Source organism: Bacillus salipaludis (assembly GCF_004358205.1).
In genome coordinates, this window is the sequence record NZ_SMYO01000004.1 from 46,314 (window position 1) to 64,180 (window position 17,867).

Sequence of the window (17,867 nt, forward strand, 5' to 3'; positions counted from 1 at the left end):
ACACGATGCGAATCTTCACAGAGCAGGAACTAAAGCAATTTGTTTCATTAAATTCTGAGGCTGTAAAAGTGGTTGAAGATGCTTTTACTAGCTTATCACAAGATCAAGTTTCCATGCCGCCGATTATGAGAGTGGATATTGACGATCAAAACGGTGAAGTCGATGTAAAAACGGCTTATATCAAGGAAAAAGAAATGTTTGCAATCAAAATCTCTTCTGGCTTTTTCAATAATCATCTTCTTGGGCTGCCAAGTGGTAATGGGATGATGATCCTGATTAACACAAAAACCGGGGTTCCGGAAGCCGTCTTACTCGACAATGGATACTTAACCGATGTCCGCACGGCGGCAGCTGGAGCGGTTGCAGCATCCTATCTTGCCAAAAATACGATTGAAACCGCCGGGATCATTGGAGCGGGCAGCCAGGCAAAATATCAGCTGCGGGCACTGAATATTGTAAGGAAGTTTCAAAAGGTCCTCGTGTACGCCCGGTCATCTGAACGCGCAAAGAAATACGCGGAAGAAATGACTGCTGAATTAGGAATTAAAGTTGTGGCCGTTGACAGCGCTGAAGCGGTAGTCCGGAATAGTGACATTGTGATTACCACCACCCCGGCAAAAGAGCCAATCATCAAAGCCGAATGGCTGCACCCTGGTCTACATATTACTGCGATGGGATCGGATGCTGAGCATAAGCAGGAATTAGAAGCCGAAGTTTTAGCAAAAGCAGACATTCTTGTCTGTGATACAAAAGCTCAATGTGCCCGGTTAGGGGAACTGCATCATGCTCTTACAGCTGGTGTCCTCTCGGAGGAGTCGGAGGTTGTCGAATTAGGTGACCTAACTTCCTTGTGGGTGGCCGGACGTAAAAACGATGAACAAATTACCGTATGTGATCTAACAGGAACGGGTGTACAGGATACAGCCATTGCCCTGTTTGCTTATAAAGAAATGGTGAAAAGAAACAAAGGCATAACCATCGAAAACAATAAAATTTTACAAAAAAACTAATGAGGAGTGGTTTTAATGACGAACACAAACGCGAAAATGGGAACGAAAGCAGTATGGGCTGGAGAAAAGGATTATTTAGTACATGGAGCAACTCAAGTACCAGTGGTATTGAGTGTTGCTTATGGCTATGACGATATGGACGAATGGTATGATGTCGCAATCGGTAAAAAGAAAGGTCATATCTACGGACGTAACACGAATCCAACAGTACAGGCGTTTGAAGATAAAATCAAAATCCTTGAAGGCGCAGAAGCAGCAACAAGCTTTTCAACAGGAATGGCTGCCATCAGCAACACACTTTCCACTTTTTTAGTACCTGGAGACAAGATTATTTCCATTAAAGATACGTACGGCGGCACAAATAAAATTTTTACAGAGTTCCTTCCGCGTCAGAACGTAGAAGTCGTGTTATGTGAAACAGGAAACCATGAGCAAATCGAGCGTGAAGTAGCGAAAGGCGACGCTAAAATTCTATACCTAGAAACACCAACAAACCCAACTGTAAAAATTACTGATATTGAACGGATGGCAAAAGCAGGTAAAGCGGCTGGAGCATTAGTGATTGTTGATAATACGTTCGCAACTCCAATGAACCAAAATCCACTTTCCTTAGGTGCTGATTTGGTTATTCATAGTGCAACTAAGTTCCTAGGCGGACACGCAGATGCATTAGGCGGCGTTGTATGTGGTTCTGAAGAATTAGTGGAAAAAATTTATCACTTCCGTGAAATTAACGGCGCGACAATGGACCCAATGGCAGCGTACCTGATCCTTCGCGGAATGAAAACGCTTCACTTGCGTGTACGCACACAATGTGAGAATGCTATGAAACTAGCGAAATACCTACAAACGAAGGATCTTGTGGAAGGGGTTTATTATCCAGGTCTTGAAACACATCCACATCATGATGTGGCGAAAAAACAAATGAGAGACTTCGGCGGTATGCTTAGCTTTGCAGTAAAAGGCGGTGTTGATACGGTTCGTGATCTTCTTCCCAAATTACAGTATGCCAACTGTGCTGCGAACTTAGGTGCAGTTGAAACAACTGTTGGACCTGCTCGTACAACTAGCCACGTTGAGTGTACACCAGAAGAGCGTGCTGCAATGGGAATACCTGAAGGATTGATTCGTATTTCTTGCGGTATTGAAGATATTGAGGATATCATTGCAGACTTTGAACAAGCATTTACTCACGTTGAAAATCTTTTAAAAGTGAAATAGACTTCCAAATCAGTAGGAGGAATGAACGGATGGAAAATCATCCTACAGCAGTTCAAGCAAAAGCATTGAGCGAGCAGCTGATTGAATGGAGGCGCCATTTTCATCAACATCCCGAACTCAGTTTTCAAGAGTTCGGGACCTCCCAATTTGTTGCCGAAACACTAAAAAAGATAAAGGGTTTACGGGTGGAAACCGGGATTGGCGTCGAGACGAGTGTTGTTGCAACGCTAACATCAGGGGAAGGACCCGTGATAGCTATTCGTGCGGATATGGACGCTCTTCCGATTAAGGAAGAAAATACGATTGACTATCAATCGAAAAATGAAGGTGTCATGCATGCATGTGGTCATGATGCCCACACCACCATCTTGCTAGGTGCCGCCCATCTTCTAGCAGAGAAATTTGAAAAAGAAGGGCTTCAAGGCACCGTTAAATTTATTTTTCAACCAGCAGAAGAAGCCACTGATGAACATGGACTTTCCGGTTCACCGTACATGGCTCAAGCGGGCGCTTATGATGATGTAGACGCAGCGATTGCCCTGCATATGTGCCCATGGCTTCCGGTTGGAGCGGCCCAGGTGAATAATGGGTATAGTATGGCCAATGTCGACGTGTTTACGGCGAAAATTTTTGCAAGCGGCGGACATGGTGCCTATCCTGAACTAGGAACAGACCCGGTTTGGATGTTGGGACTTGTGATGCAGGCGTTACATGGTGTTGTGGCCCGCAGAATTCCTGCATTGGAAGCGGGTGTCATCAGTATTGGTCAGATCCATGCCGGAACGGCAAGCAATATCATTCCAAGTGAGGTTTTCATCTCTGGGACAATCCGCAGCTATACGCCTGAAGTACGGGACTTATTAAGTCTAGAACTGAAGAAGGCGCTGTCGATTGTGGAACCAATGGGCGGAAGCTACACACTTGAAGTGGAAAGAGGCGAACCTGCCTTAAACAATGACCCTCATGTGAACGAGTTATTTTTAAAGGCAATGGATGAAATGTATCCGGATTTTCAAATTGTTAAGCGTCCCTTTGGGATGGGCGGAGAAGATTTTGGCTATGTGACGCAAAAACTGCCAGGAGCCTTATTTTTCCTAGGAAGCGGGACAGAGGATGGGCTGAAGCGGGATTTACATACACCAATCTTTGATTTGGACGAAAGCAGCTTATCCATTGGTGCCGCGATTCTAACGCAAACGGCTGTGAATTTTTTAAAAGAAAAATCCCAATCTTTAAAAACGGAGGTGCAGGTACATGGCGCATAAATTAGCCTTTATCGGCTTTGGCGTTGTTGGTCAGGGCTTAGCAGAAATATTACTCGAGAAAAAAGAACAATTAAAGGAAAAAGAAGGATTCGAAGCAACGGTTGTGGCGATTTCTGATTTTATCAAAGGGTCGATCTATCACCCGAATGGCCTAGATTTAGATCTTGTTTTAAAAACCCTAAGAGAGACAGGAAGTCTAGAAAATTATCCTCAGACATCAGGTTTAATCATAGGCTGGGATAGTTTTCAAACGATCAAGGCCACAAACGCAGATACGGTTATTGAAGTTTCCTATACGGATGTCAAAACCGGCCAGCCGGCGATTGACCACTGCAAAGCAGCATTTGAAAGTGGAAAAAATGTCGTGATGACCAATAAAGGTCCCGTTGCCCTTGCTTATAAAGAATTATCGGAAATTGCTGAAAAGAATGGGGTTCATTGGGGCTTTGAAGGGACAGTAATGAGCGGCACTCCATCTTTAAGAATGCCAATTGAAACGCTGGCAGGAAATGAGATCAAGGAAATCCGCGGAATTTTGAATGGTACAACCAACTATATTTTAACGAAGATGGAACAAGAAGGCGTTTCCTATGAATCAGCCTTGAAAGAGGCACAGGAGCTTGGGTATGCGGAAGCAGATCCAACAAGTGATGTCGAAGGCTATGATGCAAGATATAAAGTTGTCATTCTAGCAAACTATATCATGGATATTCCATTAAAGGTAGAAGACGTTTCTTGTAAAGGAATCACCGAGATTTCATTAAAGGATATTGAAGAAGCGAAGGCTGAAGGAAAACGCTGGAAGCTGCTTGGGAAAGTGAAAAAGGAAAACGGCGAAGTGACTGCTTCGGTTGCACCGGAAAAGGTTGAGATTACCGATTCATTAGCATCGATTGGCGGCGCTGTCAATGCGATTACGTATGAATGTGATCTGCTGGGGCCTGTTACCTTAAGCGGGGCTGGAGCTGGTAAAACAGAAACAGGATTCTCTCTGTTAATCGACTTGATTCATATTAACCGTGAGCGTAAACCGGTAGTCGTTTAATAAAAAATAGAAAGGCGTGAAAGGGATGACAGTTCAAATCAGAGGACAGAAGATGTTGATTGGCGGCCAATGGGTGGAGCGTGATCAAGTGATTGAAGTGCGCGACCCCCAGGATAATCGTTTGATTGATACCGTTCCAGCAGCTACTAAAGAAGATATGCTTGAATGTATTGAGGCGGCAAAAGAAGGGGCCAAAATCGCGGCCGGCATGCCTGTGCACGAAAGAATCAGAGTCATCCATGCGGCTGCTGATTATATTGAAGAACATAAAGAGCGTTATGCTTCAATCATCAGTCAAGAAGGAAGCAAAACGATTCGCGAAGCGCAAAAAGAAGCCGCCCGCTGTATTCAAACATTAAGAATTAGTGCCGAAGAGGCAAGGAGATTAAATGGGGAAACGCTCTCCTTTGATCAAATGGCTGGCAGTGAGAATCGCGTTGGGTATTACTATCGCTTTCCAATTGGAATTATTGCCGCGATTACTCCTTTTAATGATCCGTTAAATCTTGTTGCACACAAGGTTGGGCCGGCGATTGCGGCCGGCAATGCGATTATCGTAAAACCTGCAAGCGTGACACCGCTAAGTGCCCTATTGCTTGCAGAAGCCTTCTCCTCTGCAGGACTTCCGCCAAATGTGCTGTCTGTCATCACCGGACATGGCCGTGAGATCGGTGACATCCTTGTCACACATCCTGCGATTCGGATGATTAGTTTTACAGGAGGATTGGAAGCGGGAGAAGAAATCGTTCGGAAAGCCGGTTTGAAAAAGATTGGGATGGAGCTTGGTTCCAATTCTCCTGTCATCGTGCTGGAGGATGCGGACCTTGGAGATGCAGTTGAATCGTCCGTATCTGGTGCCTTTTGGGCTGCTGGTCAGAATTGTCTTGGTGTGCAGCGTATTTATATCCAAGCGGGGATCATGGCAGAATTTCAAAAAGCATTTGTTACGAGAACAGAGCAATATCATGTTGGCGATAAACAATCTGTACTTACCGACATGGGACCGCTGATTACCGAAAAAGAAGCGATCCGTGTTGAAAAAATGGTTGAGGAAGCCATCGAAAAAGGTGCCATTTTACTAACAGGCGGAAAACGGAACGGAGCCTTTTACGCCCCTACTGTTTTGACGAATGTTCCTGAAAACTGCAGCATCGCAAAAGAAGAAATTTTTGGACCGGTTGTTCTTCTTTGCCCGGTAGCGGATCTAGATGAGGCCATTCAAAAGTCAAACAGCGTGGAGTATGGCTTGCAGGCGGGAATTTTTACAAAAAATATCGAAAAAGCTCATAAGGCCATTTCCAAATTGGATGTGGGCGGGATTATGATCAATGACAGCAGTGATTATCGAATTGATGCGATGCCGTTCGGCGGTGTGAAAAATTCTGGATTAGGCAGGGAAGGCATCAAGTTTGCCCTCCAAGAAATGACGGAACCAAAGGTCGTGTGCTTTAAGTTATCAGATCAGTAATTTTTAAAAAAAGTTGATTCCACCAGGGAGGAAATTCGCTTATGTCATTTACAACAAGTGAGTATAAAGAGAGAATACGGAAAACGAAAGAACGAATGATGCAAAAAGGAATTGATGTCCTGCTCATCACCGATCCGGCCAATATCAATTATTTATCTGGCTATGATGGTTGGTCATTTTATGTGCATCAGATGCTTGTTGTCATCATTGACGAAGAACAGCCGATGTGGATTGGAAGAGGAATGGATGCGAATGCTGCTAAGGTAACGACCTGGCTCTATCGCGACCATATCATTCCTTACCCGGATGATTATATTCATTCAGACACCAAGCATCCGATGGATTTCGTAGCTGGCTTTTTAAAGCAAATTGGCCAAGAAAATCGCTCCATAGGGGTCGAAATGGAAAACTATTATTTCACAGCCAAAAGCTACGAGCAACTAAAAAAAGGTCTGCCAAATGCTAATCTACAAGATGCAACTTTGCTGGTGAATTGGGTGCGCCTCATCAAATCCGATGCGGAAATTGAATATATGAAACGCGCAGCTGTGATCGCCGAAAAAGCGATGCAGGCAGGAATTGAGCTAATTCAAGAGGGTGTCAGGGAATGTGATGTAGCTGCGAAGATTTTTTACACCCAAATTACGGGAACGGAGGAATTTGGCGGAGATTATCCAGCGATTGTACCGCTATTGCCATCCGGTGAAAAAACCTCGACTCCGCATTTGACTTGGACAGATGAACGGTATAAAGACGGGGATGCGGTTATTTTAGAATTGGCAGGATGCTATAAAAGATATCATTCCCCACTAGCCCGAACCGTTCAAATTGGTAAGCCAAAAGAAGAAATGGAAACCCTTTCAAAGGTGGCGGTCGAAGGCATTAATGCTTGCCTTGAGATGATTCGCCCTGGTATCGCGGCGGAGGAAATTGAAGAAACCTGGAGAAAGACAATTGAGAAAAGCGGCTTTGTAAAGGAATCACGGCTTGGTTATTCAATGGGCTGTAATTACCCGCCAGATTGGGGCGAGCACACGGTAAGTATTCGTAAAGGGGACAAAACAATCTTACAGCCGAATATGACATTCCACCTGATTCCAGGATTATGGCTCGACAAATATGGTTTTGAAGTGAGTGAGTCCATCCGGATCACCGAATCAGGCTGCGAAACCTTTGCCAAAATGCCAAGAGACCTGACCTTGAAGGAATTCGTTTAGTTAAGGAAAATTTAAGTTAAAAGGATAAAATTTATTCGATTAAATAAGGGGATGATGCATGGATGAAGAAAGCTACGATGGCTACTGCAATAGGGAATCTAGTTGAATGGTATGAATACGGTATCTATAGTTATACTGCGGCTCTTATTGGTGCTCAGTTTTTTCCGGAAAAAAGTAGTTCAGTAGCTTTGTTATACGGATTTGCGATATTTGCAATTTCGTTCTTCTTTAGACCGCTCGGTGGAATAATCTTTGGTTCGATTGGTGACCGTTTGGGGCGTAAGAAAGTAATGGTGGTAACGATTATGGTAATGTCCTCTTCAACCGCTATTATCGGGTTAATTCCCAGTTACGGGTCCATTGGTATTTTCGCACCGCTATTATTAATTTTGATGCGGATGACACAAGGGTTAGCCGCAGGCGGGGAGTATACAGGAGCATCTGTCTTTATGAATGAATCAGCTCCTGGTCGGAGACGCGGGCTATTCACTAGTTTACTAGAATCGGGATCTTTACTCGGCTACATTATCGGTTCCATATTTGTCGCGTTGCTCACGTCCGGGCTAAGCCATGACGATATGGCAGCATGGGGATGGCGGATTCCATTTATTTGTTCCTTGCCTTTAGCATTAGTGGGAATGTATGTTAGAACGAAAGTGGATGATACACCAACTTTTATTCAGATGAAGAAAGAGAATACTTTATCTAAGAACCCTCTAAAAGAAATGTTTTCAACTGCTCGCAAGCCGCTTGCGATTGCCTTCTTAAATGTGGCGTTCGCCAATGGTGCTTATTATACCTTGCTAACTTATCTTCCTTCTTATTTTGAGACACAGGTGGGGCTTTCGACAATGCAATCCCTTGTGGTTACGACGAGCGGGATGTTGTTCATGATGATTCTCTTTCCGATTTTTGGTATCCTGGCTGATCGCTATGGCAGGAAAAGGTTTCTGCTCTTATCATCCTTACTAGCTATTTTTACAGCGGTTCCGATTATTGCTTTCGTTTCAGGCGGATCTTCAGCTGGTCCGATAGTAGGTTACTTTGCCTTAGGAATCATTGTTGCGATGTTTATTGGGGTATTTCCTTCGACCATTCCATTGTTGTTTCCGGATCGAGTAAGAAACAGTGCCTATGGGATTTCCTATAATGTTTCGACTGCCATCTTTGGAGGTGGTGCACCATTCATTATCACCTCCTTACAAACAGCTACAGGAAACAACCTCATGCCGGCTTTCTATTTAATTGGGACAGGACTAATGGCCATAGTTTCCATCATGCTCATACCTAAAACCATCAAAAAAGCAACAACCAACGGTGCAATCGAATCAGACACCCACTCTGCCTAAACAGAAGAGCTAAGACCACTGGTCCCTATGGACGGTGGTCTTTTTGAATTCGGCAAAATCCGGGCCGTGCCTGTCACCACCTGGATTTTGTCGAAGCCCTTCAGCCCGATGCAATTGAATTCATTTTTTATCGATTACTTATGTTAAGATAGGTTCTAGTAAGGTTTTTGGAAGGAAGTTGTCATTTATGAATGATTATATAGATGAAAGCAGGCGCGATGATCAGGGTTATAAGCTGGCGGTGGCGGGGACTGGCTATGTCGGACTGGTAGCCGGTGTGTGTTTTGCTGAGGTAGGCCACATGGTGACGTGTGTAGATGTCGATGAAGACAAGATCGCCAGGATGAAACAGGGGATTTCTCCTATCTTTGAGGCGGGCCTTGAAGAGCTTATGAAGAAGAATTATGCGGCTGGCAGATTGCGGTTTACCACAGACTATTCACAGGCCTACAAGGATGCAGACGCGATTTTCATCGGAGTTGGAACCCCGGAGCAGCCGGACGGTTCAGCAGATCTTTCGTCAATTGCTACTGTTGCGCGGCAAATTGCTGAAACCATTGAGAAGGACTGCTTAGTGGTGGTGAAATCAACGGTTCCTGTGGGGACCAACGATAAAGTAGAACAGTTTATCCATGATTTTCTACCTCATCATGGCGGACAGGTAATGGGAAATGGGTCCGCCTCAGAAAAGCCAATCCGAGTCGAGGTAGCTTCAAATCCCGAATTCCTGGCACAGGGTACAGCTGTCCACGACACACTAAATGCGCCGAGAATCATCATTGGGACGGAAAGCAAGTGGGCAGAACAGATGCTGCAGAAGATTTATGAACCGTTTCAGCTGCCGATTGTTTCCGTCAGCCGGCGATCGGCGGAGATGATTAAATATGCCGCAAATGATTTTCTTGCGCTAAAAATTTCCTATATGAATGATATCGCGAATCTATGTGAGCTAGTTGGTGCCGATATTCAGGATGTAGCGGTCGGGATGAGTTTCGATGAGCGAATCGGCGCGAAATTTTTACATGCTGGAATTGGCTATGGCGGCAGCTGTTTTCCGAAGGATACGAAGGCGCTCAACTATTTGGCCGAGCAGCACGGATATGAGCTGCGGACCGTCAAGGCGGCCATTGACGTGAACATCGATCAAAAGACGGTACTATATAAGAAGGCCAGCAAACGGTTGATCACCTTCAATGGCTTGAAGGTGGCTGTGCTCGGTTTGACATTTAAGCCGGGAACGGATGACACACGGGAGGCACCGTCCCTTGATAATGTTCCCCTGCTATTGGAGCAGGGGGCCGAGGTTTTTGCCTATGACCCGGTTGGCGCCGAGCAATTTAAGCGGCGGTTTCCTGAGGGGTCCATTGGAAAAGGAAGTATCACATATGTGGAAAAGGCCGCAGAAGCGTTAGAGGGTGCCCATGTCTGTTTTATTTTTACCGAGTGGGGCGAAATCAAAGCGGTGAAGCCTGAAGATTATAAAAAGTGGATGCGAACACCGCTGGTATATGATGGCCGCAATATTTACCTGGTGGAAGAAATGAAGGGAGCTGGGGTTGAATATTATTCGGTTGGAAGACAAGCGGGAACGCGGAGAAGCGCTGCTGTGCTAGAGAGGGAAATAAATCATGTTTGAAAAAAATAAGACCTATCTGATCACTGGGGCGGCAGGGTTTATCGGCTATTTTTTAGCGCGGAGGTTATTAGAACAAGGCTGCCGGGTCATTGGGCTTGATAATTTAAACGATTATTATGATGTAAACCTGAAGAAAGATCGTCTGGAAAAACTTCGAAACTATGAGCAGTTTATTTTTATGAAAGGGGATATTTCCGACAAGGAAGCGGTCTTCGGAGCATTTGAGACGCATGAACCTCATATTGTGGTGAACTTGGCCGCGCAAGCAGGGGTTCGTTATTCAATTGAGAACCCGGATGTTTATATTCAAAGCAATCTGATTGGTTTTTATAATATTTTAGAGGCGTGCCGGCATCATCCGGTTGATCATCTTGTTTATGCATCTTCGAGCTCAGTTTATGGGGCAAATGAAAAAGTCCCTTTTACAGAGACGGATTTTGTCGATCACCCAGTTTCGCTTTATGCGGCAACGAAAAAGTCAAATGAGCTGATGGCCTATACGTATAGCCATCTTTATAAAATTCCCGTCACAGGGTTGCGCTTTTTTACTGTTTACGGACCGATGGGACGGCCGGATATGGCCTATTTCGGGTTTACTCAGAAGTATTTTGCGGGTGAGCCGATTCGGATTTTTAATAATGGTGATGTGGAAAACGATCTCTATCGCGATTTTACGTATATTGACGATATTGTTGAAGGACTGGTACGTCTACTAGAAGTGCCTCCTATGGCAGATGGAGGTGTACCGCATACAGTCTTCAATATTGGCAACCATCGGCCGGAGAAATTGATGGACTTCATTGAGACATTGGAAAAAGCTTTAGGGCGGACGCTGGGCAGAGAGGTTCTTTTTAAAAAAGTCTTTGAACCAATCAAGCCGGGGGACGTTCCGGCCACCTTTGCTTCGACAGACAGGCTTGAAAAAGCAGTAGGCTTTAAACCTTCAACTTCAATTGAAGAAGGGCTGCAAAAATTCACGGATTGGTATTGTGAATATTATCAGGTGAAATAAAAGGGATGAGTAACATAATGACAGGGGAAAGAGTAATAAGTCAGCCATTTGTTTCAATTGTGATCCCTACCTACAATCGGCTTTATCAATTAGCCGAGTTAGTGGAGGCACTCAGCAGGCAGACGTACAAAAATTTTGAGGTAATCATTGTTAACGATTGTGGGGAAAAGGTCGATGTCCTTCAGGAAGTGTATCCTGATTTGAATCTAGTGATAGTGGAGCTGGGGGAGAATTCGAAGCATGTTTTGGCGCGCAATCAAGGGGTATTACGGGCTAAAGGCGAGTTCATCATGCTGATTGATGATGATGATTTAATTATCCCGACCCATCTTGAAACGATGGTCGGAGCGATTGAGGACTATGATTTGGTTTATTCCGATGTGGAGATTGTGAATTTTGCGGTGGAACACCAGGTGAGGGTTGCAGCCAGCCGGTTTTTGTTTGCCTATGAGATGGACTTAAAGGCAATGAGAAGCTTCTCCACCTATGTTCCCTCCGGAAGTCTTTATCGACGGGAGTTGCATCAAACATTGGGGTTATTTGACCCAGACGTACATAACTATTGGGATTGGGACTTCTTCTTGCGGGTAGCGGAAAACCACCGGGTTCATCGGGTGGCGAAAGCCGGCGTTCTATACGACTTTTCCGATGCGAACAATAACCAATCGAAAGATCCGGCATCAAGAAGGGCCTATCTAGACAAACTATCCGAAAAACACCAGCTTGGAAGCCTCCCAACCAAAAATTTCTTCCAGCTCCTAGAACAACCCGAAGTCAAACAAAGACAAGCCGAAAGCCACATCCTCTGGGACGGCCAACCGTTTCGGTCTCGATTAATTGGGTAAGGGGTTCTTTTGATTCGATAAAAGTCGGGCGGTGCCTGTCACCATTCGATTTTTGTCGAATTTTTTAATGATTTCTAAATACTTTTATTTTTTATAAGGATATTATTACAAAATAACGTGTTTTTTTGCCATTGGTACTCTAAAGATGGTATTAAAGGAGTTTGGGCAAAATTTTCCCTTATGACTTGGTATATCAATATTATTTACTATTTTTTTTAATATTTTTACTTTTATTATCTTAGTTCACATGAAAAATGGACTATGATACGATCAATTTGGTTTTGGAATTGTTGTGCCCATCAATCGAACAATGAAACAACAAATTGAATCAGTCATCATACCTTCCAAAATCATCAAAATTCTTTAATAGAGGTGTGGATGATGAAGCTTAACCAAGCTTTTCAAAACGAGAACCTGAAACTTTTAACGGAAATCCGTGATCTTAAACTCAAAATGCAAAAACTCTACCAAGAAAAAGGTCCAAGCGCCCCCGACTACATCACACTTTCACTAAAACTCAATTTCCTCATGAACGAATACTTTGATGAAAAATTAGTCCATCTGCAATAGACTTATTATCCTATTCGACAAAATTCGGGTGGTGCCTGTCACCACCCGAATTTTGTCGATTCTCCCCTTTTTTTACAAAAAAATCTCAAAATATCTTAAATTTTGTAATAGAGTAATAGTATAATTGTCTTATGGAAATATTTCGATAATAAAAATATGGGGAGGAAGTATGAAAAAAGCAGTTATTTTAATAGTAGTTATGTTGATGTGTTCGACAATGTTCCCGCAATGGCTGACAGGGGGACAGGCCTTTGCAAAGGCCAACTATCCGGATGTGAATGATTATATTAAAACAAAAAAGCTCACACCGGTGAAATTCGAATATCAGCATATCAGTAAGTTTCCAGACTTCAATTATCGCAATGGCTATGCGATGGTTGAAGGGGTCGTCGCCCATGAAACGGCAAACAGCCACTCGACCATCTACGACGAAATCGCCTATATGTCGAAACATTATAACAATGCATTTGTGCATGCATTTGTTGATGGCTCCCATGTCATCGAAATCCAGTCTCCCGATTATGGGGCATGGGGCGCAGGACCGTATGCTAACAAACGCTTTGTCCATGTCGAACTGGTCCGAGTACATAGCTTTGATCAATTTGCTCGCTCCATCAATAACTACGCGAACTACCTTGCCTTTCTACTATTTGAATACAATCTAGGAGTCACAAGCGCTGAAAAAACAGGTAAAGGCACATTGTGGTCCCATAATGCCGTTTCCAAATTCCTTGGTGGTACAGACCATGGTGACCCGCATGGTTATTTTTCCCAATGGGGCTATAACTGGAATGACTTTGTTAATCAAGTCACGCAAAAATACAATACCTTAAATACAACAATCGATACAAAAAGATTAGGCTATATCAAAAACGAAGGCGCAAAAATTTATCAAGAAATTGGTGAAGACACCACTGCCATTACAGCAGATTTAACCTATACCAATCGCGTTTATTACATAAAAGAACAAGCGATCGAAGACGGTCAAATCTTTTTTCTATTAAGTAATGAAAAAGGAATCATCGGCTGGGCAAAGTCAGCGGATTTATCCGTAATGCCATACGCCCTCATCAGTAACAAATCAAAGAATTTTATTTTAAAAGGAACCGGAAAAGCCTATAGCAAGGAATGGGGCCAGAAAAATGACGCCGTCATCGCGACGCTTTCTTCCTATGCCGACCAAGAATTCGCGGTCAACGCAACGGAGCAAATCGGAAACTCGATTTGGTATCGCGGAACGATTGCAGGCCAAACGGTTTGGGTGTATTCAAGCAACCTAACGACCATCACTGAAAGCAGCACAAACCGATTAGGTGTGGTCAAAAATCCTGACGTTAAGATTTATAAGAACATTGGTGAGGAAGCGACTGCGAATCTAGCGGGTGCAACGTATACCAGCACTGTTTTTTACATTAAAAAGAAAGCTGCGGCAAACGGTAAAACCTATTACCTGCTTAGCACGCAGCCAAGCAGCACAAATGGAGTAATCGGCTGGGCAAAATCGACGGATTTAACAACGGAATCCTATGCAGAAGTTGATAAAAATCCGAAGATGTTTTTAATCAATGGAACCGGCAGCGCCTATAGCAAGGCATGGGGCGGTGTAAAGGATTCCACTATTAAAAATCTATCCGTCTATAAGGAACAGGAATTTAAGGCGCAGCTAACCGCTAAAATCGGCAGTACCATTTGGTATCGCGGACAGTTGGACGGTAAGACGGTTTGGTTTCCTTCTTATTCTGTCAAATCAATCAAAGAGAGTAGCACAAGCCGTTTAGGCCGGGTAAGAAGCAGCAGTGTAAAGATTTATAAACTGATAGGAGATAGCTCGTCTAGCTTCAAGGCAGGTTCAACCTATACGAATCATGTCTATTATATGAAGAAACAAGCAAGCTTTATGGGACAAACCTATTACTTGCTGAGCAATCAGGCTAGTGCAAGCAAAGGAGTCATTGGTTGGGTGAAACAAACTGACCTTTCCTCACAGAGCTATGCGCAGGTCAAACAAATAAGCAAAAAACTTGTTGTCAAAGGAACTGGCAGCGCCTACAGCAAACTATGGGGCAGCAAAAAAGACACCATCTACAAAAGCCTATCCAAATACAAAGGAAGTACCTTCAAAATCACTTCCACATGGAAAGTCGGAAAAACAACCTGGTACTACGGCAACTTCGGCGGCAAAAAAGTATGGATCGACAAAAAATATTTGAAATAATGATTCGACAAAAATCGGGTGGTGTCTGTCACCACCCGATTTTTGTCGAATTCTTCCCATTGAAAACGTTTTCGGTGAAAGCTATAATAATTTTAACTCTTCAAGTTTGGTAGGTTTATATTTTTTTATTCAATTAATTTCACCACTGGAGAAATTAAACTAAGAAATTGTGAATACACCTAGAAAAGTAGCATGGGATTATAGTCTTTATTAACACCATGGATAAAATTGCGGTATTGGATTTAAGATTACTTCTATCCCCAATCCTGTTATAGGAGACGAAATGGAAGTAATCCAATCATATTCTTTCAAGGGTATAACTCATATCAAACACAACAAGCAAAGTACCTGAAAAAATTATCAAAGGGGGAAGACAATTGAAGAAGACTCATTTTTGGAAAACGCTGCTGTTAATCGTTCTTTCGGCAATAGTAGTCGTTGGATGTTCCAGCAAGGAAAGCAGCAGTGAAAAGAAGCCTGGTACCAAATCAGGTGACAAAGAAATGGTGATTGCAGTAAATGAAAACTTTATTTCGATGGACCCGCACAATACGGGTGATACCAATTCTAACTCCGTGCAGTCTGCCATGCTTGAAGGGCTATTGGGCTTTGATGCAGAAGGAAAAATTATACCTAAACTAGCAGAAGAGTACAGCGTTAGTGATAATGCATTGGAATATACCTTTAAACTGCGTAAAGGGGTAAAGTTCCATGATGGGGAAGACTTTAATGCAGAAGCCGTAAAAGCCAACTTTGAAAGAATCATGAAAGATGACAGCCTTCGTTTAAACAGCCGCGGATTTAATCTCATCACGAAAATCGATGTAATCAATGATTATGAAATGAAAATCACCATCAAAGAACCATATGCTGGGATGTTAACCAGATTTGTATCCGCAAAAATTCTTAGTCCGAAGCTCTTAGCTGAAGGAAATGACAAAATTGCCAAAAACCCAGTCGGAACAGGTCCATTTAAATTTGTTGAATGGGTTCAAGGCGATCATTTAACCGTTGAACGTTTTGATGGGTACTGGAACAAGGCTGACCGTGTGAAAAAGATTACCTATAAACCAGTTCCGGAAAATGGCTCTCGCGTTGCTATGTTGAAAACAGGTGAAGCACAGGTCATCTATCCACTGCCAAGTCAAAATATTAAAGAATTAGAGAGTAATTCTGACGTTAAAGTAGAAAAAATTCCTTCTACGATCGCACGTTATGTATCGATTAACACGATGAAAAAGCCTTTTAACGATCCGCGTGTTCGTCAGGCATTAAACTATGCCGTTGATAAGGATGCTTTTATCAGTGTTGTCAATGCGGGCTTCGGGCTTCCTTTAGACTCGATTATCCCGAGCAAAACGCTTCACTATGTAAAACAGGAAGAATATCAGCAAAATATCGAAAAAGCAAAGCAATTATTAAAAGAAGCTGGATATGCAAATGGCTTCAAAACGGAAATTTGGGGGAATACAAACTCCGACACGATGAAGGGAATGCAGTTCATCCAGCAGCAATTAAAAGCCATTGGCGTCGATGTAAATATTAAATCAATGGAAGAAGGCACTCTTTCGGATGAAATTTATGGAGCACAAAAACCGGAAGATACAAAATTACAAATGTGGTATGTAAGCTGGTCTGCCTATCCTTCTGATACAACCAATGCGACAAAACCATTATTCTATGGCGGTTCGTTCCCTCCAGAGGGTGCGAATACGGCTTATTACAAAAATGACAAGGTAGACAAATGGATGGATGAAGTGAATAAAACAGCAGATGAAGCAAAACAGGATGAAATCTATAGCAATATCCAGTCCACCATTTATAAAGATGCTCCATGGATTTTCCTAGGCGTCGATGAAATTTTAACTGGCAAGAGAACAAATGTGGAAGGTGTCAACATTACGCCAGATGGCGGAATTGACGTAACAAACGCAAACTTGAAGTAATTTTAATGGTTATAAAAAAGGCGGAGGGGGACTCTCTCCCCCGAGGCTTCTTTCCTTCTTAGAAGATAAGAATAATTAAATTCTGACTTCGAGAACGGTCTAGCGCGCTTTTCTTAGAAAGGGGTTTTCACCATGCTCCAATATATTTTAAAAAGAATACTAGAAATGATTCCTATTCTATTTATTGTTTCTATTTTAATCTTCCTCTTTACCCACTTAATTCCTGGAGACCCAGCACGACTGGTGGCAGGAAAAGACGCCACGTTAGATGAGGTCGAAGCGATTCGGGCGCAGCTTGGGCTCAATCAGCCGATTTGGGAGCAATATTTTACCTACATGGCCCACCTATTTCAAGGGAATTTAGGTACCTCCCTGAAGACAAAATTACCAGTAACGGATATGTTTGTTGACCGCTTTATGCCATCGATTTATTTAACATTAGCCAGTATGGTTTGGGCTTTAATCATTGGATTAATTATTGGAACATTCTCCGCTGTTTTTAAAAATAAATGGCCCGATTATCTTGGGATGGTAACAGCGGTTTCGGGAATTTCGTTACCAGGTTTTTGGTTAGGGTTAATCCTCATTCAGATTTTCTCCGTACAGCTGGGATGGTTTCCAACAGGCGGTGCAGAGGGCTGGCAAAGCTATGTGTTACCATCGTTAACGCTGGGTGCCGGCATCATGTCGATGCTTGCCCGGTTTACCAGATCTTCATTACTCGAAACGCTTAAGGCTGATTTTATCCGTACGGGACGTGCAAAGGGATTGAAGGAATCGGTTGTCATTCCTAAGCATGCCCTGAGAAATTCACTTATTCCGGTTGTAACCATTGCTGGTTTGCAGTTTGGCTTTTTACTGGGAGGCTCCGTTGTAGTAGAAACTGTTTTTAGTTTCCCGGGAATGGGTCGGTTATTAATTGACTCGATTGCCTTTCGTGACTACCCTGTCATCCAGGCTGAATTATTACTGTTCTCCGTTGAATTTATTATTGTCAATTTAATTGTCGACCTTTTATATAGTTATCTTAATCCTAAAATCCGCTACGTTTCATAGAGGAGGGCCGTA

Annotated in this window: 14 protein-coding genes; all 14 read left to right on the forward strand. The window is 43.2% G+C overall.

All coding sequences use genetic code 11. The features are described 5' to 3' along the window. Positions 1–5 precede the first annotated feature (5 nt). The 14 genes from E2K98_RS08470 (at position 6) to nikB (ending at position 17,855) form a co-directional block, all read left to right on the forward strand. Positions 6–1,010 (forward strand): cyclodeaminase, encoded by a 1,005-nt coding sequence (locus E2K98_RS08470; RefSeq protein ID WP_133333824.1) that lies wholly within the window; start codon positions 6–8, stop codon positions 1,008–1,010. A 15-nt stretch (positions 1,011–1,025) separates the two neighbouring features. Then, positions 1,026–2,231 carry a cystathionine gamma-synthase family protein gene (locus E2K98_RS08475; RefSeq protein WP_133333825.1) on the forward strand — a complete coding sequence of 402 codons (1,206 nt, stop codon included), beginning with the start codon at positions 1,026–1,028 and terminating at the stop codon, positions 2,229–2,231. Positions 2,232–2,260: 29 nt separating this feature from the next. Next, positions 2,261–3,496 (forward strand): M20 metallopeptidase family protein, encoded by a 1,236-nt coding sequence (locus E2K98_RS08480; RefSeq protein ID WP_133333826.1) that lies wholly within the window; start codon positions 2,261–2,263, stop codon positions 3,494–3,496. Beyond that, positions 3,486–4,541, forward strand: coding sequence for a homoserine dehydrogenase (locus tag E2K98_RS08485; protein ID WP_133333827.1), 1,056 nt, complete (start codon positions 3,486–3,488; stop codon positions 4,539–4,541). Before E2K98_RS08480 ends, E2K98_RS08485 begins: the two co-directional genes overlap by 11 nt. A 25-nt stretch (positions 4,542–4,566) precedes the next feature. Continuing rightward, positions 4,567–6,009, forward strand: a complete 1,443-nt coding sequence (locus E2K98_RS08490; RefSeq protein ID WP_133333828.1) for an aldehyde dehydrogenase family protein — start codon at positions 4,567–4,569, stop codon at positions 6,007–6,009. A 41-nt stretch (positions 6,010–6,050) separates the two neighbouring features. Then, positions 6,051–7,226, forward strand: a complete 1,176-nt coding sequence (locus E2K98_RS08495; RefSeq protein WP_133333829.1) for a M24 family metallopeptidase — start codon at positions 6,051–6,053, stop codon at positions 7,224–7,226. A 62-nt stretch (positions 7,227–7,288) separates the two neighbouring features. After that, on the forward strand, positions 7,289–8,575 hold the full coding sequence (locus E2K98_RS08500) for an MFS transporter (protein WP_133333830.1): 1,287 nt from the start codon (positions 7,289–7,291) through the stop codon (positions 8,573–8,575). Between the two features lie 187 nt (positions 8,576–8,762). Continuing rightward, positions 8,763–10,211, forward strand: a complete 1,449-nt coding sequence (locus E2K98_RS08505; protein ID WP_133333831.1) for a UDP-glucose dehydrogenase family protein — start codon at positions 8,763–8,765, stop codon at positions 10,209–10,211. After that, entirely contained in the window at positions 10,204–11,223 is a 1,020-nt protein-coding gene (locus E2K98_RS08510; RefSeq protein ID WP_133333832.1) for an SDR family NAD(P)-dependent oxidoreductase, read from the forward strand. The genes E2K98_RS08505 and E2K98_RS08510 overlap by 8 nt, the downstream gene beginning before the upstream one ends. Positions 11,224–11,228: 5 nt before the next feature. After that, complete coding sequence (locus tag E2K98_RS08515) at positions 11,229–12,068, forward strand: glycosyltransferase family 2 protein (RefSeq protein WP_235824762.1); 840 nt, start codon at positions 11,229–11,231, stop codon at positions 12,066–12,068. 378 nt (positions 12,069–12,446) lie between these two features. Continuing rightward, entirely contained in the window at positions 12,447–12,638 is a 192-nt protein-coding gene (locus E2K98_RS08520) for a hypothetical protein (protein WP_165976216.1), read from the forward strand. 169 nt (positions 12,639–12,807) lie between these two features. After that, positions 12,808–14,853 (forward strand): GW dipeptide domain-containing protein, encoded by a 2,046-nt coding sequence (locus E2K98_RS08525; RefSeq protein WP_133333834.1) that lies wholly within the window; start codon positions 12,808–12,810, stop codon positions 14,851–14,853. Between the two features lie 377 nt (positions 14,854–15,230). Then, complete coding sequence (locus E2K98_RS08530) at positions 15,231–16,799, forward strand: glutathione ABC transporter substrate-binding protein (protein ID WP_133333835.1); 1,569 nt, start codon at positions 15,231–15,233, stop codon at positions 16,797–16,799. A 132-nt stretch (positions 16,800–16,931) separates the two neighbouring features. Then, positions 16,932–17,855 (forward strand): nickel ABC transporter permease, encoded by a 924-nt coding sequence (nikB, locus tag E2K98_RS08535; protein ID WP_133333836.1) that lies wholly within the window; start codon positions 16,932–16,934, stop codon positions 17,853–17,855. Positions 17,856–17,867: the final 12 nt, after the last annotated feature.